Source organism: Solibacillus sp. iso_87, from assembly GCF_056173085.1.
Genome location: NZ_CM149656.1, coordinates 3879352 through 3905448 on the forward strand (window position 1 = coordinate 3879352; position 26097 = coordinate 3905448).

Sequence of the window (26097 nt, forward strand, 5' to 3'; positions counted from 1 at the left end):
ATATCGGCAATATTTTGTAAGAATAGTAGGCATCGCTCTTTGCATAAATTATATAATAAGTACAGTTATCATAAGAAATACATGACAAATGTAAATAGTTCATAATTTAAATTTAAAACTAAAATCAAATCTGAGTGAGATAAGGGGGATGTTTATGAAAATTTATACGGATAGTGGTTCTGACTTACCGAAATCATTTTTTGATAATGAAGAAGTACAGCTTTTTCCGTTACGCGTATTAGTGAAAGGTGTTGAGTATGATGACATTATTGGCATCACAACAGACCAAGTATACGCGGCAATTGCTGAAGGTGAGCAACTTAAAACATCACAAGTTTCATTAGAAGTATTTATTAACGCTTTTGAGGAATTAGCAAAATCCGGTGAAGAAGGAGTTTATATTGCCTTTTCATCAGAACTGTCTGGTACATGCCAAACTGCAATTTTGGCAAAAAATCAGGTATTGGAAAGTTATCCGAACTTGAAATTAGAAATTATTGATACGAAATGTGCTTCTTATGGTCAAGGCTTAGTAGTAAAAGAAGCAGTACGTTTAAATAAATTTGGTATTGAGTTTAATGATGCCGTTGGAAAATTAACAACAATGGCCAATTCAATGGAACATCTATTTACAGTAGGCGATTTAAACCACTTAGCAAAAGGCGGTCGCGTTTCAAAAGCGAGTGCATTTATGGGTGGGTTACTTAATATTAAACCTATTTTAAATATGGATGATGGCAAGCTTGTACCAATCGAAAAAACACGCGGATTCAAAAAAGCGATTAATCGTATGACTGAACTTATGAAAGAGCGTGGCGGTGACTTCACGAATAAGATCGTTGGTATTTCTCATAGTAACGATGAGGAATTAATGCATGAAGTGAAAGTTGCTATTAAAGAAAAGATTCAGCCTAAAGCAATTGAAACAACAACAATCGGTGCGGTGATCGGTGCACATGTAGGTCGAGGAACAATCGCTATTTTCTTTACAAATGATAAATAAAATAAAGGCTGGCACAAAATTGTGCCGGCCTTTTTATTTTACCAGAAAAAAATCGATGCTAGTGCAATACCTGTAATTGCTCCTAATGCAATGCCATAGCCAAAACCTGGTGCTCCATATCCTCCACCAAATCCCCAGAACCCAATTCCATAGCCCGCTCTATCAGGCATAATCCAAACCATACGATTGTCTACTTTCGTAATTCTTCCAACGTGGACATTTCCTTTATTATCATTTATTCTCACACGTTTTCCGTGATGTTTGCAGCACAAATCATACGCCTCTTGATGATTCATCAGTTCTCCTCCTTTCTGTAAGTTTTTCTACTATATGTTCAAGCTTTTTGCACATACATGCGCATCGTCTAGTTCATACACTAAGAAAAAAGGAGAAAGTCATGCCCATTCTTGATACAAAAATATTGTTTGAAAAAACGGAGCATCGTGAGCTGGCAGCCTATCCAATCATCCAATCCATTTTCCCTAGATTTCCACCTGAAGCCGTGCAATTTGAACTTTTACAACAAGGGTTGCTTCAACATGAGGAACTTCACTTAACATTGGATGTGTGGCAAATATCAAAAAGACTATTAGAGGAATTAATACGTTTATGGGACGGACCTGATATACCTGTTGCCATTTTGCCGATAAAAAACGGGTTTGTAAAAAACGGTGTTGCCTACCCTTATGGCATTTGTTTGTATGTATCCCCCCGCGTCACAATAAAAGAACTTCATGCGCTGTTTACCCATGAATATCATCATATTTGCAGGCGCAGATTTTTAATAGAACCACCTACATTACTTGATTCATTGCTTATGGAAGGACTGGCCGAGCATGCGGTGGAAAGCTTATATGGAGAATATGCATTAAGTTCTTGGACGAAACGGTATTCCTTAGAGGAAGTATTAAGCTATTGGGATACGCATTTCACCCAAGCATTGCATGTACCAGGATTACATGAACATCAAGCGTTTTTATTCGGGGACTCGGCATTAAATTTACCCCCTTGGATCGGGTATTGTACCGGGTACCGATTAGTTGAAGCCTTTTTACAAAAGAAAGGTCCTTATGATGTAAAACAACTGCTGTCCATGCCATCACATTATTTATTAGAAGGTGCAGGATGGAAAAAGGGAGTAACCGAATAATTAGTTACGGTTACTCCCTTACATATTATTTTTGAACGACTGGCTCCGGATAGTCAAAGCCTTTCGTGTCTACTTCAACTGTTTTAATCTTTTGATCTTCCAGCGGTTTATCATTTTTCCCGCGTTCAGCAGCCACAATCTCATCGACTGTTTCCATTCCTTCAGTTACCTTACCGAATGCTGCATAGTCACCATCTAAATGCGTTGCTTGCTCCGTCATTATAAAGAATTGGGAGCCTGCCGAATCCGGATCTTGGGAACGAGCCATTGAAATTACACCGCGCTCATGTGCTAATGTATTTTCAAATCCGTTTGATGTAAATTCTCCTTTAATTGCATAATCAGGTCCACCCATACCTGTACCATCCGGGTCTCCACCTTGTATCATGAAACCGGGAATGACACGGTGGAAAATTAGCCCATCATAAAACCCATCTTCCACAAGAGAGATAAAATTGGCCACTGTATTAGGGGCAGTTTTTGGCTCTAGCTCCATAACGATCTTTTTATCATTTTCCATTGTAATGGTAACGATTGGATTTTCGGTTACTTCCTCAGTATAATTTGCATTAGTTTCCTGCTCTCCGTTTTCCGGCGTTTCCTTACCGCATGCAGCTAAAATAGCGATTAGCACTGTAAATAAAACGATTTGATAAAACTTCTTCACTCAAATTCATCTCCTTTTCCAACATAATTCCATCATACTACGGAAGTATAAATAAGAGCATCAATTGGAAGCAGTGTTTTCAAAAAAACACCTAATTCATTGCAGCTGCAACGTTTAGGTGTTGTAAAGGTCGTTATTATTTAAATTCCACAGGAAAGGAAATACTATGGTTTTAAAATGAATTTAATACTTTGATCTTCATGATCATGGAATTTCTTATATGCTTCACTTGCCTCAGATAGCGGTACTTTATGGGTAATGATTTCTGTTGGATCAATCTTCCCTTCAGCAACCATATCATAAAGCATTTGACTGTAATGAATTGCTGGTGCCTGACCCATTTTCACGGTTACATTACGCTCAAAAATATTGCCTAATGGGAACATATTGTATAGTGAACCATACACACCTGTCAGTTGGATGGTACCAAACTTTCGAACAGATTTTATACCAACATCAATTGCACTCAGTGTTCCGCCTTGAAGTTTCAGCTTTTGCTGCGCCTTTTCTACAAGAGACATTTTCCCGTCCATTCCAACACAGTCAATAACTACATCGGCTCCGCCATGGGTAATTTCATGTAGATGATTTCCTACATCATCAAAATCATCAAAATTAAATATTTCTACATTGTTTGTTTTTTTCGCATGCTCTAAACGATAGCTTAGAGGATCTACTACCATTACACGCTTTGCACCTTTCATCCACGCAAATTTCTGTACCATTAAGCCGATTGGTCCTGAACCTAGCACAATGACCGTATCGCCTTTTTTAACACCCGCGTTTTCTACACTCCAATAGGCAGTCGGCAATACATCAGATATAAACAGTAGTGCCTCATCTTCTAGTTCACAGTTGTCAGGTACTTTAAATGGTATGAAGTTCCCGTACGGTACACGTAAATATTCAGCCTGTCCGCCTGGGATGTCACCGTAGCGCTCTGTAAATCCAAAGTATGCACCCGAATCAATTGCCGGATTTTCATTGGCATTATCACATTGGCTTTCCAACTGATTTTGACAGTAAAAACATTCGCCACAAGCGACATTAAAAGGAATAACAACACGATCACCTTTTTTAACTTTCGTTACGTCAGGTCCTACTTCTTCCACAATTCCCATTGGCTCATGACCAATTACAAAATCCTCTCTTGCTGGCATTGCCCCGCGATAAATATGGAGATCTGATCCACAAATTGCCGTTGAGGTAATACGTACAATAATGTCATCTGGCTTTTCAATTTTTGCATCCGGAACTTCTTTTACTTCTACTTTTTTTGCACCTTGATACGTTACTGCTTTCAAAAAGACCCCTCCTGGTGGATAAAGTATTAGAATTAAACTTCGGTGAAGTGTCATTCTGTAACTTATACCCCCCGGCCAAAAAAGTATACATAAAATCAACTATTGCTTAGCCAATAGACGGACAAAAAAACACTAACCCTCTATAAGGATTTGTGCTTTATATTACGGCTGTTTAATATTATTTCGTTCCAAATAAGCTGTATAGTCTGTCCCTTCTTTTAGCGCTTTTTCCTCCATCGGAATGCGAATAGACAGGATAATGAAATTTAAAATGGTGAAGCAAATAGCTGTAAAGTATGCCTGAAACATAAGCGGCAATACAGCAATTTCTAAACATACAACTAAATAGTTTGGGTGACGGATAAAAGAATACGGCCCCTTCGCTACTACATTTGCTCCCGGTAAAATAATAATTTTCGTATTCCAGAAAGATCCTAATGAAAATAGACACCATACCCTTAACATCTGCAACAATAAAAATAAAACGATCCATATATAATGCGGTGTAAATTGTCCACTGAAAAATACTACTTCAATAAGAAGACTTACAAAAAAGCTCGTATGCAGTAATATCATGAATGGATAATGAGAAGCACCTACTTCATATGCTCCTTTAGCAAGCATTAATTTTTCATTTCTCTTTGCTACAACTAGCTCTACTAATCTTTGAATAATTACAAAAGCTAGTACAATATAAAAAACCAGCTTACTCCCTCCATTCCAATAATACTACTTCTCCGCTAAAACCTGGCCCTAATGCAACCAATAGGCCTAAAGCATCCGCTCTTTTTTCGTTTAACATAAATTGTTCCAAAACATACAGAACTGTCGGAGAAGACATATTTCCATTTTTTCTCAATATTTCACGTGAAACATCAGTATGTTCCGTTGTTAAATTCAATGTTTCCTCATAAGCTGTTAACACTTTTTTTCCACCAGGATGTGCTACAAAATTCTTAATTTGCTCCGGTGAAACATCGTGCTTATTTAAAAATTCATGTATAAACGGTCCAAGCCACTTTGAAATAATGACCGGAATACTTTTCGAAAATACAACATGCAAACCACTATTCTTTACATCCCAGCCCATAACATCTTCAGAATCCGGCATCCACTTTGAGCCGCGTCCCTTAATATATGGGATTGGGACATTTTGCTCTAGCTCAACATCATCGCCGCATACAAGGGCACAAGCTGCTCCATCAGCAAATAATGAAGTACCTACAAGATTACTTTTAGAATAATCCTCTTTTTGGAATGTAAGACTGCATAGCTCAACACAAACGACAAGCACCTTTGCGTTAGGGTGTGCTTTGCAATAGTCATACGCCCTACTAATACCTGCCGCTCCCCCTGCACAGCCTAGCCCCCATATCGGGATTCTAACTAGTTCATTGGAAAAGGGAAGAATATTCATAACGCGAGCATCAATGCTTGGCGTTGAAATGCCTGTACTACTAATAAAAATAATGGCATCTATATCTTCGGTAGATACATCCTGTTGTAAAAAGGAACGGTTTGTTAAACACTTTTTTATAACTTCAACACTATATTCAGTAGCCAATTTTATATATAGTTCATTGCGTTCTTCAAATGTATGGTCTTCACGATACCAATCAGGTGAAACACACAGATTCCTTGTTTTTATTTCGCCATTCTCAAAAACTTTTAGTAACCGTTCTAACTTGGGAATTTTATGTTGGAAAAGCTCTTTCGTCAATTGCTCAATATTCGTCTGAGCTAATGTGAAAGGCGGTGTATGAGTACTTACTGAAGCGATTTTTGGAATAGTAATTTCTCCTTATATGATTATTTTCTTTCAATGTATTAATAAAATCATAAAAATATACAGAAATAGATGGAAATTTTGAGGTCTTGTCCATGAATAATAGCACTATCCATTAACAGGACGGTGCTATTATCTTTTTTATTAACTTTAGCCACAACTATCGAAGAACGACTTACCAGCCTCTTCGTTTTGAACAACCACAGCCGCCATTCGGTCTAAACGGTGTTCCACACATCGTATTAGTTTCGAAACACTCATTCACAACTGATTGTGTATGAGGGAAATAGTGTTGGTTGTTAATATAATGTTGGTTGACCGTTGTTAAATGTGATGGATGGACATGTGGCACCACCGTGTTTGATACATTTCTTTGAACATATTGTCTCGTTGGTGAAATTTGCGGTGATGCATATTGAGTTGGTCCTGTTTGCGTTGGCAATTGCTGTGCATTATTGAAAAACGATTGACCTCTTTCATCATTAAATGAATTAAACCAGTTTCTATTAACCAATTTTATCCTCCTTCCTTCACCTTGATGTATCTCTACTAACTTATGAAAGGAATTCGGAATAACCTATTTAATTGCCTATTGTTATGAAACAAATTTTAAAGAATATGCAGTTATCTATAAAAATAGCGAAGTAAAGTCAGGAAAGTAATTGTCTGGTAAAAACCTATTGAATCTTTTGTGAAATTGATGTGTAAAGTTTTCCCCATATTTCTTTTACACCGGCTGAAGCATGTCCTTTTGCATAATGGATATGCTCATTTTCCGATAATGCCAATATGGCGTCACATGCGTTTCCAACTGCAATCGCAGGGTACCCGAGATTGAAAAGACTGAGATCATTTTCGGAATCTCCTGCTACAACAACCTCCCCATCATACTGACACTTATTAAGTACATATTTCAGAGCAGCACCTTTATTAATATTTGCAGGGAGAATATCTACATCTCTTTCACTGCTGAAAATAAGATCAACTGCTAAATTATGTTGCTTGATCGCTTGCTTAAGTATTTGAACTTGCATTTTACTCGCAAAATAGGCCAATCGCCAAGGTGTATCAATTGGCTGTCTGGCAATATCAATGGACTTTGCTATTGTATTAACCTGTTCAAAGTCTTCCTGCTTAATGTTACCTGCCCATTCCTGATCAAGCTCATATGAGGGACCAAGGTAAATCGAAGCTCCAACATCACATATTAAAATGTCTGGTTTTGGCAGTTGTTCACGTTCGATTAAATCAATCGCGGACTGTCTATATCTTCCTGTAATATATATAAGAGATGTGTTTTCAAGTGCCAGTGTTTCCCACAATTCAGTATGCGGAACCTTATCACTAACAATCGTATTATCTAAATCTGTTGCTAAAACACGAGGTTTAAGGTAAGGAAATGTAAGCATTTTTTCTTTCATACAGCTCCTTTACTTTGCGGGAAATAAGAGACCAGTTAAATTCTTTTATCGCATATTGTTTTGCATCACGACGCATTTTTAATAGTTTAGGCGAGTTCTTTAAGAAATACGCCATGCTATCGCTTAGTTTTTGCACATTCGCTTTAGGTATATGAAGACCTGTCACTCCGGATTTAACGACATCTTTTAGTCCACCTACATGTGTCGCAATTACAGGACAACCACAAGCCTGTGCTTCTGCAGCTACCATACCAAACGATTCATAATGTGAAGGCATAATAGTTGCTAATGCACCTGAGTAAAGTCTCTTTAACTGTTTTTCGTTTTTGGGGCCAAGGAATAACACTCGATCTTCCATTCCTTTGATTGCTTCCTTTAGCGGTTCGCTTATCGGGCAATGGTTCTTTACATCAACTGACTCCGGACAGCCACCAGCAATAAGCAGCTTCACGTTATCAGGGACTTCATGCATTTTCAGCATATGTCTGAATCCTTTTAAAAGATCAAAAATCCCTTTTGACGTTTCTAAACGGCCCGCATAAAAATAGTACGGAAATGCAAACTGTTCCTCTTCTTCAGAAGACGCCAGATACACTGGTGAAACTCCTACCGGCACAACGGATACAGAACTTTTTTTCTTTGTAAAAACTTCAATCTGCTGCTTCTCATTTGGAGTAGTAGCAATAACTACATCCGCTTGTTCCATAATCAGTTTTTCAAAGTGCTTACGCTTATTTTCTATAAAGCCAGTACCTTGCTCTTTTGCAATTGCAAGAGAGTGATTTGTGTGGCACCAGTAAAATGAATATTCTTTCTGCAGATTATATGCAAGTACTCCTGACAACCAATAATGGGTATGAACAACATCATAGCTGCTAATATCCAGTGCTTCTGTCATTTCTTCGTATAATCGAGGAAGTAAAGTAAACATCTGCCGCTTATCAACAAAGCCTTTTTGTCCACCTGCAAAGCGGTAAACTTTACTAAGCTCACCCAACTGTTCAACAGCCGGCTTTTGTTCGTCACTCCAATGTGTAACAATATCAACACTGTAACCAAGTCCGTCAAGTTGCAGGGCTAAATGTTTTACATAGTTGTTTTGTCCACCTGCTTGTTTACTTCCAAGCGGAATTAAAGGGTCGCCATGATCAGAAATAAATAATATCTTTCTCAAATGAAATCTCATCCTTTCCTTCTTAAGCAGCGAATCATAGCTGTAAAACTTTACTGCTGTCTTGCTGATTTTTAATGAAATGATGGTAACTTTTCATAAATTACTCTCCATTAGCTAGGTAGAATTTATAACTTCTTAAGCTGTCCTTTATTCTTAATTGATTCAAACACCCTTACACTACCTAGCAAATAAATAGAAGAGAGATTAAGGGCATTGAATTTTACGTTCTAATAAAAAATAATTATTTTTTAGCTCGATTGATACGTTCCCGCACCGGGTAGCGATTAAACAAAATATTCTAAAAAATAGTACAAATGAAACTTTATTATTATATTAAATAAGTAAAAACGATGAAAAATACCTATAAATTCTTTTACTTATATGTCTGTGCAGCTTATTTAAATAACTTCAAGCGTCACTTCAATATTGCCTCTTGTTGCTTTTGAATAAGGGCATACTTCATGCGCTTTATGCACCAGTTCTTCCAGCTGTTCACGCTCTATATCTGTCCCTTTCACCTGAAGCACAACACCAAGCTTAAATCCTTGATCTTGTTCATCTTTTAATAAGCTGACATTAGCTGTTACTTCAGACGTGAATTTAACACGGGCTTTACTTGCTGTTAATTGAAGAGCACTATCAAAACAGGCAGCATACCCTGCAGCAAATAATTGTTCTGGATTTGTTGCATTTTCAATTTTTTTCGATCGCGGTGTACCTGGCATTGCTGTTTCAAATTGAATTACTCCATCATCCGACTGTACTTTCCCTTCACGTCCTCCTGAAGCAGTTGCAATAGCAGTAAATAATTTTTCAGACATTCCACTTCCACACCTTTCAATTTTAGATACAACATATCCTTACCCGTTTTTTCCTTCTTTCAAAAGTGTTTTATGTTAATTAATTGTTAAATTCATTATTAGAGAGCAATAAATTATTCATTTAAAAGTTTTTATAGGTCAATATATTTGATGGGAAGAGCTGATTGGAAGCTGAGGTTGTCAGACTGAAGTTATGTATATTTACTATTTTTATATATTATTTTTTTCGTAACAACAGCTTTAAGAAATGCAATGTAAGTGTAGTTAATAGAGCGATTGCTTATGTTTTGATTTGTTGATGAGGGGTATCAACTTACAAGTATTCGTTGGGAGGGGATAGTAATATGTTTGGCATATCCGATCTCATTTCATTAGTCATTTCTGCATTTATTATCTTGCCTGCTGTCGTATTTCTTAGGGAGATGGGTTACGTAATTGTCAGCAAGCTGTTCGGAGTACTCGAACCAAGAGTAACGATTGGATCTGGACGTAGAGTTTTTAAGTTTGGTATGTTCGATATTCGCAGATACTATCATTTTTATAGCTGGTTTTCGTATGACAAATTAAAGCATGAAAATAAATTTGCCTATATTAGTATTTATTCCGGACCAATTTTAATCAATCTTGTATTCGGTCTTACAATCAATTTTCTAATTGCCAACGGGGTAATTGAGGAATATAAAACATTTTGGGATCGCTTTGTTTTTTATGCATTTTATTATGTATTATTCGATGCTGTTCCGATGACCACATTTAATGGAAAACCGAATAACGGGATGATAATTTATAAAATGATTCGCTATGGACAACGGATCAATTCATCAAAAGAACATATCCTGCCTTCCACATCTGAAGTGGAGAAAGAATACCAGGAATACATGAAAGAGATTGAAGAAACGGAGGAGAAAATAAAGAAACAAAATCATGACTGAACCAGTAGCTACTTAATTGTAGAACCAACTGTTAAATGATACAACCGTTCTATTTGCACTATGTAAATTACCTTTCAATAAAAAAGAACCAAGGCCTAAGCCTTAGTTCTTACCTCAATGTGCTGAATAGATGTCAAATATAAATTAGTTCCAGGCAGTTCGTTCACTTTCAGGCTCGTTCATGCCTGTTTTATTTCTTTTGGCAGGAACATTGTTTTCTTTTGCTGGATCTGCATTAAAAATAAAATCAAGTTCTGATACAAACTCTTCTTGCTGGGAGTTTTTACGTTTTTGATTTACCTCTAGCTTATTCGCACTTTGCACGCCTCTTACTTTTGCATTGTTACGTTTAAAATCCATATTTGACATAGCCATCCTCCATTGATTATTTATTTGAAAAGTATAAAATCTTTTCACCTTTATACTTTCCATTTAAAAGTTTAACCACTCTTCCTACCTTTTATTAAAGATATATACAATCTCATTTCCTCTATTAGTGATTTAGGTCCATCATTTTTTTACTTCTCATAAGAAAGTTCTACTATTTTACCAATTTACTAGGAAGATAGATTTAACTTATATTTTCCAAACTGATACTATTTATCAATCTTTTGGAAAAAATATAAATTTCGATATTCGGATAAATTCCATTGTGATAAATTGGTAATACCGCATTAAACTGAATAGTGCGAAAATTTAATACAAAGGGGAAATGAGAATTGAAAAAGTTTAAGTTTACGAGATTCTTTAGCAGTATTCTAGCTTTTGTTATGGTGCTCTCTTTATTAGTTCCATTCTCGACTGCAAGTGCTGAAGAATCAAAACTGTTCAAGCAGGATGGGCAAAGTGAGAGCACCATAGAGCTAAAAGCAGCGATCGCTGAACAGCTTAGCTTATCTAAAGATGGGCCAATCCTTCATGAAAGCCTGCAAAATATTTCAGGTAATCAAGAGGTAGCAGTCATCGTTCATTTATCAGAAAAACCGGTAGCATTAGAGCAAGGAATCAGCCAAGTTAAAGGCAAAAAATTTTCTAATGCCCGTGCAAATGAAGTACGTTCAAATGTAAAAGCACAACAGGCAAAAGTAAAAAAAGAATTAACTGCCAAACAGGTACAAATGACACAAGGATACACTTTTGATACGGTACTAAACGGATTTGCAGCAACAATTAGAGCAAATGACATTCCAAAGCTGCTTTCAGTAGAAGGAATCACTTTAATTGAACCGGATGCAACGGTATACGCTTCAGAAGAGATTACAACTAAATCACCAAAATCAAAAAAATCATCAGAACTTATTAAAGATGGGCAATTGGAAGCCCAAATGAATACAAGTATTTCTTTCCTTGGTATTGAAAAACTTTGGAATGAAGGAATTGAAGGACAAGGGATAAAAGTGGCAGTACTTGATACAGGTATTGATGCAGATCACCCTGAATTTGCCGGCATTTATAAAGGCGGGAAGAACTTTATTCCGAACTCTTCAACTTACTCTAAACCTCGTGCCGATGACGATGCATCGGAAACATTACCATCAGAGCGTCCAGCAGGAACACCTGAATTTAATGCAAACGGAAGCTCGTTCTATACTTCTCATGGTACGCATGTTGCCGGGACAATTGCGGCAATAGGCGCTAACGAATTCGGCATTAAAGGGATTGCTCCAAAAGTAGACCTTTATGCTTACCGCGTTCTTGGAGCATACGGAAGCGGTGCGACATCAGGTATTGTTAAAGCAATTGAAACAGCTGTTTTAGAAGATATGGATGTTATTAACCTTTCACTTGGCGGTGGTGCTAACACTGAAACAGATGCAGGATCATTTGCGATCAATAACGCAATGATGGCTGGAACAATCGGTGTTGTTGCAACAGGTAACTCAGGTCCAAACCGTGGAACAATGGGCACACCTGCAACTGCTCGCTTAGGGATTGCAGTCGGTAACACAACAAATCCAGAAACAATGTATAACGGGGAAGTTAATATTACAGTAGGTGACTACAACTTTACAAAACAGCTTCCTTTAATGGGAACAACTTTTGGTAAAAACTTATCAACACAGCTTCAAGGTGAGTTTGATTTAGTCGCGATTCCTGGAAACGGGGAAGCAAAAGATTTTGAAGGAATTGATGTTGAAGGTAAAGTCGCATTAATTTCCCGCGGTAATATTGCATTTGTTGATAAAATTGCAAATGCTAAAGCAAACGGCGCAGTGGCTACAATTATCCATAACTTTGCCGGCGGAACAAATGCACCGGACATTTCAGGCACATTCCTTGGTGACTCTTTTGATTTCCTGCCAACATTCGATATGTCAGTAACAGACGGCAATGCAATTCGTGCTGCGTTGGCAAGTGGTACAGGTAAAGTAAGCTTCGGCAAGTTTGCTTCAACTACGACAACTGGAGATGATGTAAATTCTTCTAGTTCACGTGGACCTTCTACACCGAACTTTGATATTAAACCAGACGTAACAGCACCTGGAACAAACATTATGTCAACGATTCCTATGTATAAATCGGACTTCCCTGATGCGGTTTACGATGAAGCATATGATCGTAAAACAGGAACATCTATGGCTACACCACATATTGCTGGTATCGCAGCATTAGTAAAACAGGCAAATCCGGATTGGGATGCGTTCGATGTAAAAGTAGCCCTTTCGAATACAGCAAAAGTATTGGATACAGCAAAATATGATGTGTTCTCTCAAGGTGCTGGACGCGTAAATGCTTATGCTGCAGCTCACCCGGAAATTCTAGCTTATGCACTTGATACGGCAGTTTTAGACGGCAATGGTGAAATTGTAGAAAACAAAAAAGGGACTGTTACTTTTGGTCCTCAATCATTGAAAGACGGAAACATTTCTGTAACGAAACAAGTATTAGTAAAAGACATTAAAGGAAACGGTGGTAATTACAACGTATCCGTAGATGTAACTAAAACATTTGGCGATGCAGCTGTTACAGTTGATCAGCCAACATTTACTTTAGCTGGTGAACAGCTTTTAAACATTACATTAACTGCTTCACAAGCTGTGGCACCAAACGGCTCTGAAATTTTAGGTTTTATCCACATTAACGGTGGATCTACAGAAGCTTCATTGCCATTCGCGGCTGATTTCGGCAGCGCTGCAGCAGCTGAAATTAAAGATTTAAAAATCACAGAAACTGACCTGTCATTTAACGGTGACGGTATTAAAGACTCAGGTGTGCTTTCATTCACATTAACTGGTGATGTTACAACGAACTATATTGAGCTTTGGGATATTATGAATCCTGAAGGTGGAGAATATGGAGACGGCTACATCGGTTATCTGCATGCAGGTTCTTCATTAGGAAAAGGATCTTATACGCTGAATGTTGGCGGACAATATAAACCATGGAGCGATGAACCGGCAACTACGATTCCGGATGGTCTATATACAATCGACTTTACTGGTCTTTCAGCTACAGGAGTAGTTTCGGATTATGTAGGACCAATTGTTGTAAAAACGACAAAACCGGAAATTACAGGATCAGAGGCTGAAGGTATTGTTTCAGGACAAGTAACAGATAAGTATATCGACTACAATGAAGAATTATATTTATACGGTTTAGACTACAATTTAAATGATAAATTAAAAGCTTCATATGTTGCGACTGTAAAAGGCGAAGTACAAGCACCTGTTGCATTCGATTTAAATCAGGACGGCAGCTTCACATTCCCGGTAACAGCAGAAACAAATGCTGTAACAGTAGTTATTACAGATGCTGCTGGTAATGTTGGCGAAGCGATTATCTTTGAAAAAGAAGTAGGAGAACCTGTAGTAACTCTTTCTGTAAATCCGACTGAGCTAGACCTGACAGCTGGGGAAACTGCACAGCTTGCGGTAACAGAAACAACGACACCTGCTGAAGGTGATGCAACAGAAGAAGACGTAACTTCAAAAGCTACGTATGTTGTAGCAGATGAAAATGTAGCTACAGTTGTAAATGGTTTAGTAACTGCAGTAGCGGAAGGCACAACGACAATTTCTGTTTCACATGGCGAAAATGAAGCAACAGTAACTGTTACAGTTAAAGCCCCTGTAGTGGAAGAGCCAGTTGTAACTCTTGAAATCGACCAAGCTCAAGTTGAAACGAGAATCGGTAAAGAAGTTACAGTTAAAATTACTGAAGTAACAACTTTAAACGGTGAAACAACAGAGAAAGATGTTACAAACCTTGCAAATTACCAAGTTGAGAACGATAAGATTGCTACTGTTAAAGCAGGCACTGTAAAAGGAAAAGGCCAAGGTACTACTTCTGTTACAGTAACATATGGTGAGCATACCCTTACGTTTGATGTCAATGTTGTAAAGCCTGGTAACGGTAATGGCAACGGCAACGGTAATGGCAATGGCAACGGCAACGGCAATGGCAATGGCAATGGCAATGGCAACGGTCCTAAAAATAATAATGAAGTTACAGAATATGAAATTTAATTAATGTTTTAGATAGTATTGCTAAGTTTAAGACTCCATCCCCGATGGAGCTTAAACTTAGCTTTTTTTATCCTTAAGAAAAAGGATGCCCTTTAATCAAAGCACCCTTTCATAATTTATCCTATTACTATTTCTTTTTTCTTATTAAACTCTTCATTTTCTAAGTTCACTTTTTCAGGTTTCACAACGAATATACTAATTAAAGTCGCAATCGTGAACAATGCTGCAATTACGTATAATACCATGTCATAGGATTGTGTCTTTTCCAAAATAATTGCACTTAGCTGATTGCCTGTCAAACCTGCAAATGCCCAGGCAGATAAAGCTAAACCATGCACAGTTGAAATACTATCGATACCAAATCGGTCTGATAACAGCGGCGGTAAAGATGAGAATCCTCCACCATAACCTGCATTTACTATACAAAGTAAAGCAATGATAAGGATTGCCATAGAATTATTTATCCCATCAAATACAACAGTACATAAAATAATGCTAATTGAAGAAATAAAAATAATTTTATAGATGGAGTTACGATCTTTTAAACGATCCCCCCATGCAGAAAATGCAATTCGTCCACCTGCATTGAAAATGGCTGTAAGCGAACTAACTAAACCAATCGCTCCAAATCCAATGAAGGCTAAAATACCTTTTTCTTGTGAGATTAACGCTAAACCACATGTAATATTAATATAGAACATTAGCCAAATGCCGATAAACGTCTTATTCGTCAATACTTTTCTATAACTAAAGCTATGCATCTCAATACTTTCTTCTTCATGTCCAGCCGGTTTCTTTAAAATTAAGTGTCCGACAACCATCATTATTAAATAGATCGCTGCTAAAATATAAAACATGGTATAGATATTTGTAGGGTTTACTAAAATCCCTTCACTATTTCGATTACCGAGTAACTTTTCCATTAATGGACTTGCAATAACTTTTGCTAAGCCGAAGCCGGCAACAGCAAGACCCGTTGCTAATCCCTTTTGTTCTTTAAACCAAAGCATCAGTGTTTTTACAGGTGTTAAATAGCCAATTCCAAGTCCAATCCCCATAACAACTCCATAAGAAATATAAATACCCATCAATGATTTTTGATAGATAAAGAAACCTGTTGCTGCCATCCCTACAACAAAAAATATTGCCGCTAGCAAGGATGACTTATGAATATTCTTTTCAACAAATTTCCCGCCAAAAGCCGCAGACATACCAAGAACAAAAATAGCTATACTGAATGCCCATTCCACTTCACTGACAGGTTTTCCAATATAAGAAGCAATATCCCCCTTAAACAACGACCAGCAATAAACTGTACCAATACTACAGTGAATCAATAAAGCTGGAATGACCGCATGCATCCACTTGTTTTCAAACTTCCCCACTTTAAAACTCCTCATTATTCATTTAATCTAAAAGACGAACTTTAATTATAAATAAATTAATATAGTTCGTATATTAACTATATTATTATTAATAAATAATAATTTTTAGATCAAATATTTTATTTTCACGAACATTAACAAAGTGATTATATAATAATATTCATAATAAATGAATATTTATTTTAATATAATTTTTTAATTTATAGAAAAAGTTTCATAAGTTATTCAAATTACTTTGTACTTAAGCAAATAAAAAACAGCCTAATTATATTAATTAGACTGTTTTGAAGCAGCAAAATATATCCTCTTATTTAAACGGATAAAATTAAAATCTATTTAAACGTTATTTTCACACTATAGCCTAGATTTCTGTAAAAACCTGCGAGAACTTTCTCAGCACTTTTTTCTGCTGATTCCAACAAACCTATTTCAATGGCCTCATCTTTGATTTTTTTCTGCGCTTCCGCTGTCAGGTCAAATCCTTCATCCCATTTCACTTCACCACGGAATAACCCTTCATCTGAGAAAGTTTTGATATCTTCCATCTGAATAGCAGGGTCCTGTATAAGTGTTGCTCGGGGCAGGGCGATCTCTAACTCTTTGTCATCTTCATTGATTTTAATATCCTCTGATGTTACTTCTTTAAGATTAACGCCCGCAATAACTGTAGCAGGGACTATTAATAATAACTCTCTTTTTGTACCTGGTAAATTAACCGAAATATCATTTCCAAACAGTTTATTATCCTCTTGCTCAATGATTACTTTCATATGGGCTTCAGCTGTTGCAAGCGTTGCTAATTCCTGGACCTGTTCTACAAATACTGTACTTTCTTTTTCAAATGTATTACCGAAATATAACCAAGTAGCTCCAAATGTAAAAAGGATAAGAAGCAATGCAATGATTAAAATCTTAAATCCCCAAAATTTAAATATAACCTTAAATATTGCTCCGGAAATATTGGCGTTTCCACTGCGCTGTCCTATAACCGCGGTGGCAGCACTTTCTTCCTCACCCTTTTTCAATTCCTTCAATACTTGTTCAATTTGTGATAATGCTTCATCTTTTTTATTCATATCGTTCCCCCTCCCTTTATGTTGTTGAGGAAAATTAAATTATAAATTCCATATTTATACTTGAATATCATATCAAATTATAGAGCCTAATTAATATTAAAAAAGATGACTAAGAGATATATCGGGGAATGTGTAATACTTTTTCATAATTTTCAAATCTTGTTAATAGCAATTTTCATTAAATACATTTAAACTATCGAATGGAATTATACTAAGAGAGGTTACAATATGAAAAAACAATCGTTGTTTATACGAGGGGCTCTATTTACAGCCATTTTAACAGGTTTATTCTTTGCACTTTATAAAAGCGGTATTTCTGTTTCCGATTTGTCACCCCAGCTTATTTTAGAGCTTGCCCATAACAATCTAACTATCGTTATTTTAATAATGCTATTATTAATGTTCCTGCAAAATTTATTTACATTTATCCCATTAATTTTAGTCATCACGATTAATATTGCATTGTTTGGGTTTTGGCGTGGTTACTTTTTTAGTACATTCAGCAGTGTTATTGGAAGTACATCAATTTTCCTTTCCATTCGCTACTTTTTCGCAAATTTATTTACTTCAGAAAAACTAAAAAAATATGAGCGGCAAATCAATAAAAACGGCTTTCTATTTGTTTTGTCAGGGCGTATTTTGCCATTCCTTCCTACGAATTTAATTAACATCGTATCCGGCTTAAGCAAAATGAAAATATCGTATTTTATCTCAGCTACAACAATTGGAAATATGATTTATGGGCTTGTATTAGCCTCTATTTCTTATGGAATTGTCTCTGTCTCACAGCAATATCGGCAACTATTTTATGTGATTATTGCAATTGCCGCCATTATCGTTGCGGTTCGATTCATCAAAAAGCGACGTACAAGCAGTATATAAAAAGAAGGTGTTATACCTTCTTTTTTATTGTGAAATGCTTCCAAGTTTATTCGTAAAATTCATCCGTCCTTGGGTACCAATTCGCTTTGCTTCTGAAGGTTTACGAGAAATTTTCCACTTCGGTAGCGGATTCTACGCAAGTGCATCCTTCAACACAATTTTAGGAATTGGTATTGCAGGTTTAGTTATTTCCTTACTGTCTATTTTCAAACCGGTAAAAGGTAAAGAACAACAGAACTAACACATTAAAAAACGTTATTTTGCATTTAGGGCAAAATAACGTTTTTATTTAACTTCTTTTAGATCAGTCCGATATATATTTCAATATTTTAACTCTTTTGGTTTTTTTGCGAAAAAAGTTCATCTCCAGCCGTTATATATAATGTAAAAGCTTTTGCAGTAACAATACTATAAAAAGGAGAACGATATGAAGATTAATGAGCAAAATTTTATAAATTATCTTCAAGCCGGCAAAGAAAACGCTCTTGATTACGTAATCGATCACTATCTTCCATTAATAAAAGGTGTTGTTTTAAAAATTTTAGGTCCGTTAGACATTAATGAAAGCCCGAAGGAATGCTGTAACGATATTCTATTATCTATTTGGAAAAATGCAAAAAATTTTAACGGGGATGCAGCTGACTTTAAGAAATGGGTTTGCGTTATTGCTAAATATAAAGCAATCGATTATTACCGCATGGAAATGAAGAAAAAAGAAAGCCCTTCTTTGAACATAGAAATGACACAGTCCGAATCCATGATGTATGAAAATTCCTTCCTGGAAGAACAGGAGGACATTCAGGCAATCATCTCTAGTTTAAAGCCCGTCGATCAGAAAATTTTTATAATGAAGTACTTGCTAGATTTTGATACAGAAGAAATTGCTCGTCAGTTGGAGATGACAAAATCGGCAATAGATAACCGTCTTTACCATGGCCGAAAAAAACTTAAAAAAGATTTAGGGGGTATGCCCATTGAAAAATCTGTTTAAACACTTCAATGATATTGACATTGATGTAAATGAATTTGAAGAAGCTGATGTAACAGAATTTGAAAAGGCTCAGTTTAAAAGAGATTTGAAATTTCATGTATCCAAAACAAAAAACGGAAATTGGATGAAGGGAGTTGCGGCTGTTTGCCTATCGCTCGGTATCGGCACCGCATCACTTATAGGCCTATCCTATACAACTTTTGCTCATGAAATTCCGATAGTAAACAGTATTATCAAACTCTTCTCGACCAAGGATGAGATAATTTCAGGCTATGAGGAGTTTGCGGATCAGCAGCATCTTGTAGCAGAAAGCAATGGCACAATAATTACGGTAAATGAAAGCTTATTTGATAGTAAAAAGTTTTTAGTTGGCTATTATATTGAAACAGACAGAGATTTAGGTGAGCATCCGGACATAGAAACTACATTTAAAGTGGATGGTCGTGAGCATGTACTCTTTCATACGGAGCATATAATTGAAAAGGTCGGACCAAACAAATATGCCGGCTTAACAACAGCGATTTTGCACTTATCTAATCAATTGGAACAGGCGAATTTCGAATTCCACATTAGCAGTCTTTCCAATCGGGATACAAAAGAGAAAGTTCAGGGTAATTGGGATTTTGAAATAGATGCAAAAGCTACTGAGAATAAAGTTCAAATTGTGGAAGTACCTGCATCAAAAAAAGCTGATCTAGGTATTGAAATAAATGAAATTATATACACACCGATTTCCTTTATCGTCAATTATACAGAAACGGAAAATAATGAGATGTTGAAAGAGAAATGGGACGTTATTTCTTCCGATTTAAATGTAAAGGATGATTTAGGCAATACGTATACATCAAGGCTAACAGGCGGTACAGGAAACGGGCAGGGAATTATGGAATATGTATTCACATATGAAAAACTCCATCCGGATGCAAAAACTTTAATATTCACCCCTATATTCAAATTGATGGAGGCGGAAATCGACGAAAACGGCGTTAAATGGGCAGATCCTGATAGCGATTTGAAAAAGGAAATAATCGAACTTGGAGATATTATTATTGAAATTCAAAAGTAACATATCATCTAAGTCCAAGCCAGTTACTATTTAAAATGAATACCCGGCTTAGATCTCCCTTGAAATTAGGCAGGCAACCAATAGAAAAGCCAAAACGTTAAACTCTACGTTTTGGCTTTTAAAATTCTAGTGATTTTGTAATAGAACATTGAACTGCGCTCTCAATTTATTATTCTTTCGATGATCCGTCATTTAAATAAACTTCACCGTCTTTATAAACCATTTGTTCTGGATAACGCAGGTTTATAACTGCCTCTTGAAGTTCTTGTGAAGGAGCCCGTGTTGAAAGTGAAACAATAATATTAGTAGCGAAGGCAGCAATTGCTCCGAAAATACCAGCACCAGTATCAATAATGCCTAATACTGTATAGCCACCATACTTCGCACTAAAGATATAAATAAGTGTAACCGCTAAGCCGACAAGCATTCCTGCTATAGTTCCTTTTGCATTAGCACGTTTCCACCATACACCTAAAACGAGTGCAGGGAAGAAGGTACCTGTTGCAAGCGCAAATGCCCATGCAACAATTTGGGTAATGGCACCAGGCGGGTTTAATGCAATAATCCCAGCTAATAGTGTTGCAACAACAATTGAAATACGTCCTATTAACAGGCGTTTTTGTTCAGATGCTTGTGGATTGATGATGCGGTAATAAATATCGTGTGCAAATGAAGATGAAATAGAAATCATTAAACCACCAGCTGTAGATAACGCAGCTGCCATTGCGCCTGCTGCCACAAGTCCAATAACAAATACACCTAGATTTGCAATTTCAGGTGTAGCCATTACGACAATATCGTTGGCAATTTGCAGTTCAAGCCATTGAAGAATACCGTCACCATTCGTATCGGCTATCCCTAATTTGCCTGTATCAATCCATGATTGAGTCCAAGCCGGTAGTTCAGCAATTTTTCTACCAGCGACTTCCGTCATTAAAATAAAGCGAGCAAAAGCTGCATAAGCTGGTGCACTAAAATATAAAAGCCCGATAAACACTAATGCCCATGCACCTGACCAACGTGCCGCCTTCATAGTACCTACTGTATAAAAACGTACGATTACATGCGGAAGTCCAGCTGTACCACACATTAACGTAAACATAAGAGCTAAAAACTGCCACTTAGTTCCATTCGTAAAAGGTGCAAAATACTCAGAAATACCGAGCTCCCGGTCGAGTTCACCCATTTTCGTTAAAATTTCACCATAAGAAATCCATGGTAAAGGATTACTAGTCAAATGGAATGACATAAAAATAACAGGTACTAAATATGCGATAATTAAAATTACGTATTGGGCTACTTGAGTCCAAGTAATACCTTTCATACCACCAAATGCAGCATAAAATGCAATTAGCACAACGCCGATTAGTGTTCCGATTTTCGCATCAATTTCAAAGAGACGTCCGATTACTACACCAGAACCTGATAGCTGTCCGATTGAATACGTGAAGCTTATAATAATTGTACATATAGCTGCTATTATTAGTGCTGCTTTACTATTAAAACGGTCTCCGATAAATTCAGGCACAGTATAGCGACCAAATTTACGAAGCTGCGGTGCAAGTAATATCGTTAAAAATAAATATCCGCCAGTCCAACCCATAATATAAGCCAATCCATCATAGCCAAGTAACATGATCGTTCCAGCCATCCCGATAAAGGATGCTGCACTCATCCAGTCTGCCCCAATTGCCATCCCATTGAAAATTGGTGGCACCCCGCGACCAGCAACATAGAAGTCCGATGTTTGTTTAGCAGTATTATAAACTGCAATCCAAATATATAAAGCAAATGTAGCCAGTATAATTAACATTGACACTATAAATTGAGTATCCATAAATTACCTCCCCTCATTAGTGATTAATCATATTGTTTGCGCCAATTTCTTCATTTCGCGCTTCACTGATCCCATACTTTTTATCAATTTTGTCCCCAACAATCGCATTTACAAAAAGTAAAATAATGAAAGTAAGCAAAGCTCCAATTGCCCCCATAAAATAGTGGAACGGGAATCCCAAAAACTGAACATCGGTTAATGAGTCTGCAAGCGCTACCATAACAAAAGACACTAAAAACCAAATTGCAAAATAAATAGCCATGTACGTATTTTTCTCACGGAAATAGGCATCAGCAACTTTTTTGTCGATTTTTTTCATCTAGACCTTCTTTCTTCAAATTTTTATCGTAAATCAAAAATAAAAAGAATTGTTTCCTTTAAAGGAAGCGGTACTAAAATCACCTTAACAACCATTAAAATAATAAGTCCTATTATAGGAAAGGTGAGTGCGATGAAACGTTTTTTGATTAGTCCATAAGCAAGACAGCAAATGGAGAAAAGAATAATGAACAGAAGCAACTAATTCCCCCTATATCTCCAAGTTTTTTTTAATGTATGTTAAAAAGGTCCAGGATAAAACGACTATAGAATAAAAAAATCAATTGAGTAGTGATTACTAAAACAGACAAGCATTAAAAATTAAAACCACCTAGTATGATGATAAATCAACGTTCTAGGTGGTATTTTTTAAATTGCACAACTTATGATATGTTTTATTTTCTCTTTGATCGAATATGGTTTGTCTTATAAACTTAAACACAGAATACATAATTATTAAAGATTCGACGGTTTACTATGTTATATTGAAATTGTAGTAAAAGACCATCATACTTTTGACATCGAAAATGTTAATTTAAGATCATTAAATCAGCATTATTGGGTGCCAAACCCATTAGAGTTCTTCAGGAACAAAGAATTCTACCGCAGCATCTCCAAGTGAGATGCTGCCTTTTTAATTGTTGCAGAAACAAATTTACAGTTTATAAACAAACCATTTAATTTAAAACTAAAAAGCTTAGAGGATATTAATAGTTACTATCCTCTAAGCTTTTTTAAATCTATTTTCTTACACACCAATAAATATCGGAATTCTTTATCAATCCCCGCTATTTTCTACACATAAAACAGTACCGTTCGTTGGAGTAAGTCTTTTTTGTTCCCATTGTTCTTCTAGAAGGTTGATCATTAATGATTGAATTAATTTTGTTACAATATTTGCGTGTATAGGAATTGCAAGATTTTTTCTTTCAAGAGGCTCCTTCGTAAGATTATACAATTCCCTATATTTTCTCCTCTTTCTGCAATTCCAAATATTTTCCCCCTTGCAAACATGAATAATTAAAACATCCAATGTTTACAGATTCGAAAATACCATACACTTTGAAGGGTAATATTTAGAAAGATTCGCAATGAAACAAAGTTACAAAAACCGCATCTATTTAAGATTGCGGCAACCAAATTGTAAATATTGTCCCTTTTCCCTTCTCACTTTTTACATTTATTCTTCCTCTATGCAACTCTATAATATGGTAACTCATCGATAATCCCAGTCCCAACCCATCTTTTTTCGTTGAGTGAAACGGAGTAGACAGTTTTTCCAACGTATCTATATCCATTCCAGACCCATCATCTCTGATGGTAATTTCAACTTCATTATCAGAATGACTTTGATCGATAGAAATTGATATATTACCGTCAAAATCAATGGCATCAAAGGAATTTTGTAGGATGTTTAGAAATACCTGCTTGATTTTATCTTTATCTATATTAATCTTATCCTTAAAAGAAGCCTGATAAAGAACCTTTATATTTTTGTTTCTAAAATCATTTTCCATTAACGTCAAAATATCTTCCATAAGTTCATGTATACTTACTCTGGATTTAGAGACTTCTTTTTCATCCGGTTTAGCCATCATCACAAATTGCTGAATAAGATTTTTTATTCTTTCTAATTCACTGAAGATAATTCTAAAATATTCTCTTTGCTTGTCATTATCTGTTTTTAGATTTTCCTTAAAGACTTCTAATAAACCAATGATTGAAGTAAGAGGATTTCTAATCTCATGAGCAAGTCCGGCACTTATCTTTCCTATTGCTGACAATTTCTCACTTAGCATAACTTGTCTTTCTAATGCGAGTCGTTCTGTAATATCTCTAAACTGGCCAAATACTCCATTTATTTGGTTAGATTCATTATAAATTGGAAATGTGTCAAATAAATATGTTTTATTGGATATAGATACTTCAATATCTTCGTACTTTTCACTATCTCTCAAAACATTTTCCATGTACCCCCCGATTACTGCTATTTCTGTAATTGGGCGATTGCATATTTCTTCTTTACTGCATGATAATACATTCTCAGCAAAAGGATTTATTTCAACTATTTTTCCGTCATCATCGGCCATAATGACCCCGTTTCGACTGTTTTCCATTAACACTTGATTTAAGACTAATAATTTCTTATTCTGCTGCTTTACTTTAACCTCACGTTCTATAGAATCTACAGCAGATTTGAGTAATCCTGAATGGAAAGAACTTGCATGATGAGCGGCCATCATTACTGATATAGTCCCGCCTATCTTACCTGAAGAATTAAAAGGTACAGAGAAACAAGCACTCTCATGTAAACTATGGAAGAAATGGTCTAATCCAATGAGCTGCACAGATTCCCCCATTTTTAATGCCATTTCAATGGAATTCGTTCCGACCTCTTCTTCTATTAATCTAATTCCCGGAGTTAACCCTAACGACTCAATTTGCCACTTAATCATTTCATCTCCGTACAATTCTATAATGTATCCTTCATGATCAGTGATAACGATTAAAACAGCTGTCCCATCTAGTTCAGCTATTAACTTCGTCATAAATTTTCTTGCCACGGTAATGGTATCATCAAGAATCTTCTTCCTTTGTGCCAACTCACTTTTTGGCAATTTCTCTCCAGAAATCGGCAGTTCATAAGGATCCATATTTCTATTAAGACATCTTTGATGCGAATTATATATATATGTATTTCTAGTTTCCATTTTATTAAAGCCACCATTTACAATTTATTTGTAAGTTATCCCATTCAACCCTATTAAGAATATCATGTTCATTTAGGAATATGTGACTATAAATATATTAATAGAAATGCTATTGACTTTAATTTCAGTATGTCCGTTTGTAATAATAATGACCGTTTCGGAAAAACTAGTTGAAAAAGCGATGATAGGAGTGCCTAAAAGTGACAGAACGCCCAAACATAAATCTCAAGACTTTTTGCATGAGTGAATACGATGTTTTAAAAAGAGTAATTCTTTGTCAGCCTCAATATATGACGATTCGTGAGGTAATTAATGAAACACAGGAGCATTTTAAGAAGGAAGGCATCCATATTGAACGCGCACTCGAGCAGCATGCTGAATTTGTTAGAATTCTACAGGAAAATAACGTCGATGTTATTTTATTACCTTATCATAAAAAATATCCTGAACAGGTCTTTACAAGGGATGTTGGTTTTACACTAGGACAAACAATTTTTGTTGCTAAAATGGCAACAGAAATTCGTTCAGGAGAGGAAAACATTTTAAAGCAGTGGCTGGAGGATGAAGAAATCTCCTATTATAATTTAATCGAGGAACGAATTGAAGGCGGGGATGTTGTAATTGATCAGAATACTATTTACGTGGGCCTCAGTAATCGGACGGACGAAAAAGCTGTTGAACAATTACAGCGTCTTTTAAATAATTTTAAGGTCATTCCTATTCCATTTAAAGAAAAATACTTGCATTTAGATTGTATATTTAATATCGTTTCCCCTGAAGTAGCACTTATTTATTCAAATGCTTTAACACAAAAAGAAATTGATTTTTTTGCTGCACGTTATGATTTAATTGAAGTTTCTGAAGAAGAGCAATTTCAATTAGGTACAAATGTATTGAGTATTGGCAATAAGCGGATATTAAGTCTTCCAGTTAATGTTAATGTCAACAAACAGCTTCGTGAACGGGGCTTTCAGGTAATTGAAGTGGATATTACAGAAATTATTAAATCCGGCGGCTCGTTCCGCTGCTGCACCCTTCCTATCTTACGAGAAGCATAAATAAAAATATACAATGGATCTGCAGTAGCACCTACCGGGAAACCACTTC

At 36.1% G+C, this 26097-nt stretch carries 24 protein-coding genes; 9 read left to right on the forward strand and 15 right to left on the reverse strand.

Annotated features, from left to right (window positions below; all coding sequences use genetic code 11):
• The first annotated feature begins 154 nt into the window (after positions 1-154).
• Positions 155-1003, forward strand: coding sequence for a DegV family protein (locus tag AC0VXV_RS19855; protein WP_475529787.1), 849 nt, complete (start codon positions 155-157; stop codon positions 1001-1003).
• A 38-nt stretch (positions 1004-1041) separates the two neighbouring features.
• Here the strand turns inward: AC0VXV_RS19855 and AC0VXV_RS19860 are convergent, their stop codons facing one another.
• Positions 1042-1299 (reverse strand): hypothetical protein, encoded by a 258-nt coding sequence (locus tag AC0VXV_RS19860; RefSeq protein ID WP_008407058.1) that lies wholly within the window; start codon positions 1297-1299, stop codon positions 1042-1044.
• Positions 1300-1400: 101 nt separating this feature from the next.
• Here AC0VXV_RS19860 and AC0VXV_RS19865 point away from each other — a divergent pair, with 101 nt between their 5' ends.
• Complete coding sequence (locus tag AC0VXV_RS19865) at positions 1401-2153, forward strand: DUF2268 domain-containing putative Zn-dependent protease (RefSeq protein ID WP_475529788.1); 753 nt, start codon at positions 1401-1403, stop codon at positions 2151-2153.
• 25 nt (positions 2154-2178) lie between these two features.
• Here AC0VXV_RS19865 and AC0VXV_RS19870 read toward each other — a convergent pair whose 3' ends face one another.
• The 8 genes from AC0VXV_RS19870 to AC0VXV_RS19905 all read right to left on the reverse strand — a co-directional run bounded on the left by AC0VXV_RS19870 (position 2179) and on the right by AC0VXV_RS19905 (position 9326).
• On the reverse strand, positions 2179-2820 hold the full coding sequence (locus tag AC0VXV_RS19870; protein WP_475529789.1) for a peptidylprolyl isomerase: 642 nt from the start codon (positions 2818-2820) through the stop codon (positions 2179-2181).
• A 164-nt stretch (positions 2821-2984) separates the two neighbouring features.
• The gene (locus tag AC0VXV_RS19875; protein ID WP_475529790.1) at positions 2985-4124 is read right to left on the reverse strand and encodes a zinc-dependent alcohol dehydrogenase; all 1140 of its coding nucleotides are present in this window, start codon (positions 4122-4124) and stop codon (positions 2985-2987) included.
• Between the two features lie 162 nt (positions 4125-4286).
• Positions 4287-4829 (reverse strand): isoprenylcysteine carboxyl methyltransferase family protein, encoded by a 543-nt coding sequence (locus tag AC0VXV_RS19880; protein ID WP_475531502.1) that lies wholly within the window; start codon positions 4827-4829, stop codon positions 4287-4289.
• A 1-nt stretch (position 4830) separates the two neighbouring features.
• On the reverse strand, positions 4831-5913 hold the full coding sequence (locus AC0VXV_RS19885; RefSeq protein ID WP_475531503.1) for a type III polyketide synthase: 1083 nt from the start codon (positions 5911-5913) through the stop codon (positions 4831-4833).
• Positions 5914-6085: 172 nt separating this feature from the next.
• Positions 6086-6424, reverse strand: a complete 339-nt coding sequence (locus tag AC0VXV_RS19890; protein ID WP_413079666.1) for a CotD family spore coat protein — start codon at positions 6422-6424, stop codon at positions 6086-6088.
• 163 nt (positions 6425-6587) lie between these two features.
• Entirely contained in the window at positions 6588-7331 is a 744-nt protein-coding gene (locus AC0VXV_RS19895) for an HAD-IIB family hydrolase (protein WP_475529791.1), read from the reverse strand.
• On the reverse strand, positions 7297-8505 hold the full coding sequence (locus AC0VXV_RS19900) for a glycosyltransferase (protein WP_475529792.1): 1209 nt from the start codon (positions 8503-8505) through the stop codon (positions 7297-7299). The genes AC0VXV_RS19895 and AC0VXV_RS19900 overlap by 35 nt, the downstream gene beginning before the upstream one ends.
• A gap of 398 nt (positions 8506-8903) precedes the next feature.
• On the reverse strand, positions 8904-9326 hold the full coding sequence (locus AC0VXV_RS19905) for an organic hydroperoxide resistance protein (RefSeq protein ID WP_475529793.1): 423 nt from the start codon (positions 9324-9326) through the stop codon (positions 8904-8906).
• A gap of 344 nt (positions 9327-9670) precedes the next feature.
• On the opposite strand from AC0VXV_RS19905, the gene AC0VXV_RS19910 reads away from it, so the two are divergent.
• Positions 9671-10258, forward strand: a complete 588-nt coding sequence (locus AC0VXV_RS19910) for a hypothetical protein (protein WP_475529794.1) — start codon at positions 9671-9673, stop codon at positions 10256-10258.
• Positions 10259-10402: 144 nt separating this feature from the next.
• On the opposite strand, the gene AC0VXV_RS19915 is transcribed toward AC0VXV_RS19910, so the two are convergent.
• Positions 10403-10627 carry a hypothetical protein gene (locus AC0VXV_RS19915; RefSeq protein WP_475529795.1) on the reverse strand — a complete coding sequence of 75 codons (225 nt, stop codon included), beginning with the start codon at positions 10625-10627 and terminating at the stop codon, positions 10403-10405.
• A gap of 350 nt (positions 10628-10977) precedes the next feature.
• On the opposite strand from AC0VXV_RS19915, the gene AC0VXV_RS19920 reads away from it, so the two are divergent.
• Positions 10978-14724 carry a S8 family serine peptidase gene (locus AC0VXV_RS19920; RefSeq protein ID WP_475529796.1) on the forward strand — a complete coding sequence of 1249 codons (3747 nt, stop codon included), beginning with the start codon at positions 10978-10980 and terminating at the stop codon, positions 14722-14724.
• A gap of 116 nt (positions 14725-14840) precedes the next feature.
• Here the strand turns inward: AC0VXV_RS19920 and AC0VXV_RS19925 are convergent, their stop codons facing one another.
• Both AC0VXV_RS19925 and AC0VXV_RS19930 read right to left on the reverse strand, forming a co-directional pair.
• Positions 14841-16109 carry an OFA family MFS transporter gene (locus AC0VXV_RS19925; RefSeq protein WP_475529797.1) on the reverse strand — a complete coding sequence of 423 codons (1269 nt, stop codon included), beginning with the start codon at positions 16107-16109 and terminating at the stop codon, positions 14841-14843.
• A gap of 332 nt (positions 16110-16441) precedes the next feature.
• On the reverse strand, positions 16442-17185 hold the full coding sequence (locus AC0VXV_RS19930; protein ID WP_475529798.1) for a DUF4230 domain-containing protein: 744 nt from the start codon (positions 17183-17185) through the stop codon (positions 16442-16444).
• Positions 17186-17413: 228 nt separating this feature from the next.
• Between AC0VXV_RS19930 and AC0VXV_RS19935 the strand changes: the two genes are divergently transcribed.
• From AC0VXV_RS19935 to AC0VXV_RS19950, 4 genes are all read left to right on the forward strand, one after another.
• A complete protein-coding gene (locus AC0VXV_RS19935; protein ID WP_475529799.1) occupies positions 17414-18067 on the forward strand; it encodes a TVP38/TMEM64 family protein in 654 nt (217 codons plus the stop codon).
• Between the two features lie 34 nt (positions 18068-18101).
• Positions 18102-18308, forward strand: a complete 207-nt coding sequence (locus AC0VXV_RS19940; protein ID WP_475529800.1) for a hypothetical protein — start codon at positions 18102-18104, stop codon at positions 18306-18308.
• A 186-nt stretch (positions 18309-18494) separates the two neighbouring features.
• Positions 18495-19058 (forward strand): sigma-70 family RNA polymerase sigma factor, encoded by a 564-nt coding sequence (locus tag AC0VXV_RS19945; RefSeq protein WP_475529801.1) that lies wholly within the window; start codon positions 18495-18497, stop codon positions 19056-19058.
• The gene (locus AC0VXV_RS19950; protein WP_475529802.1) at positions 19042-20124 is read left to right on the forward strand and encodes a DUF4179 domain-containing protein; all 1083 of its coding nucleotides are present in this window, start codon (positions 19042-19044) and stop codon (positions 20122-20124) included. The genes AC0VXV_RS19945 and AC0VXV_RS19950 overlap by 17 nt, the downstream gene beginning before the upstream one ends.
• A gap of 169 nt (positions 20125-20293) precedes the next feature.
• Here AC0VXV_RS19950 and AC0VXV_RS19955 read toward each other — a convergent pair whose 3' ends face one another.
• The 3 genes from AC0VXV_RS19955 to AC0VXV_RS19965 form a co-directional block, all read right to left on the reverse strand.
• The gene (locus AC0VXV_RS19955; RefSeq protein WP_475529803.1) at positions 20294-21961 is read right to left on the reverse strand and encodes a sodium:solute symporter family protein; all 1668 of its coding nucleotides are present in this window, start codon (positions 21959-21961) and stop codon (positions 20294-20296) included.
• Between the two features lie 16 nt (positions 21962-21977).
• Positions 21978-22280 carry a DUF4212 domain-containing protein gene (locus tag AC0VXV_RS19960; RefSeq protein ID WP_475529804.1) on the reverse strand — a complete coding sequence of 101 codons (303 nt, stop codon included), beginning with the start codon at positions 22278-22280 and terminating at the stop codon, positions 21978-21980.
• Positions 22281-23400: 1120 nt separating this feature from the next.
• Positions 23401-24990: an ATP-binding protein gene (locus AC0VXV_RS19965; protein WP_475529805.1), complete on the reverse strand. Its 1590-nt coding sequence runs from the start codon at positions 24988-24990 to the stop codon at positions 23401-23403.
• A gap of 239 nt (positions 24991-25229) precedes the next feature.
• On the opposite strand from AC0VXV_RS19965, the gene AC0VXV_RS19970 reads away from it, so the two are divergent.
• A complete protein-coding gene (locus AC0VXV_RS19970; protein ID WP_475531504.1) occupies positions 25230-26048 on the forward strand; it encodes a dimethylarginine dimethylaminohydrolase family protein in 819 nt (272 codons plus the stop codon).
• The last annotated feature ends 49 nt before the right edge of the window (positions 26049-26097 follow it).

What these genes read in the sequence shown, in the direction of transcription:
- AC0VXV_RS19940 (WP_475529800.1), top strand. Translation starts at nt 18,102, where the DNA reads ATGCTTCCAAGTTTATTCGTAAAATTCATCCGTCCTTGGGTACCAATT.
- AC0VXV_RS19855 (WP_475529787.1), top strand. Translation starts at nt 155, where the DNA reads ATGAAAATTTATACGGATAGTGGTTCTGACTTACCGAAATCATTTTTT.
- AC0VXV_RS19935 (WP_475529799.1), top strand. Translation starts at nt 17,414, where the DNA reads ATGAAAAAACAATCGTTGTTTATACGAGGGGCTCTATTTACAGCCATT.
- AC0VXV_RS19910 (WP_475529794.1), top strand. Translation starts at nt 9,671, where the DNA reads ATGTTTGGCATATCCGATCTCATTTCATTAGTCATTTCTGCATTTATT.
- AC0VXV_RS19930 (WP_475529798.1), bottom strand. Translation starts at nt 17,185, where the DNA reads ATGAATAAAAAAGATGAAGCATTATCACAAATTGAACAAGTATTGAAG.
- AC0VXV_RS19960 (WP_475529804.1), bottom strand. Translation starts at nt 22,280, where the DNA reads ATGAAAAAAATCGACAAAAAAGTTGCTGATGCCTATTTCCGTGAGAAA.
- AC0VXV_RS19860 (WP_008407058.1), bottom strand. Translation starts at nt 1,299, where the DNA reads ATGAATCATCAAGAGGCGTATGATTTGTGCTGCAAACATCACGGAAAA.
- AC0VXV_RS19895 (WP_475529791.1), bottom strand. Translation starts at nt 7,331, where the DNA reads ATGAAAGAAAAAATGCTTACATTTCCTTACCTTAAACCTCGTGTTTTA.
- AC0VXV_RS19915 (WP_475529795.1), bottom strand. Translation starts at nt 10,627, where the DNA reads ATGTCAAATATGGATTTTAAACGTAACAATGCAAAAGTAAGAGGCGTG.
- AC0VXV_RS19970 (WP_475531504.1), top strand. Translation starts at nt 25,230, where the DNA reads ATGAGTGAATACGATGTTTTAAAAAGAGTAATTCTTTGTCAGCCTCAA.
- AC0VXV_RS19955 (WP_475529803.1), bottom strand. Translation starts at nt 21,961, where the DNA reads ATGGATACTCAATTTATAGTGTCAATGTTAATTATACTGGCTACATTT.
- AC0VXV_RS19945 (WP_475529801.1), top strand. Translation starts at nt 18,495, where the DNA reads ATGAAGATTAATGAGCAAAATTTTATAAATTATCTTCAAGCCGGCAAA.
- AC0VXV_RS19865 (WP_475529788.1), top strand. Translation starts at nt 1,401, where the DNA reads ATGCCCATTCTTGATACAAAAATATTGTTTGAAAAAACGGAGCATCGT.
- AC0VXV_RS19965 (WP_475529805.1), bottom strand. Translation starts at nt 24,990, where the DNA reads ATGGAAACTAGAAATACATATATATATAATTCGCATCAAAGATGTCTT.
- AC0VXV_RS19905 (WP_475529793.1), bottom strand. Translation starts at nt 9,326, where the DNA reads ATGTCTGAAAAATTATTTACTGCTATTGCAACTGCTTCAGGAGGACGT.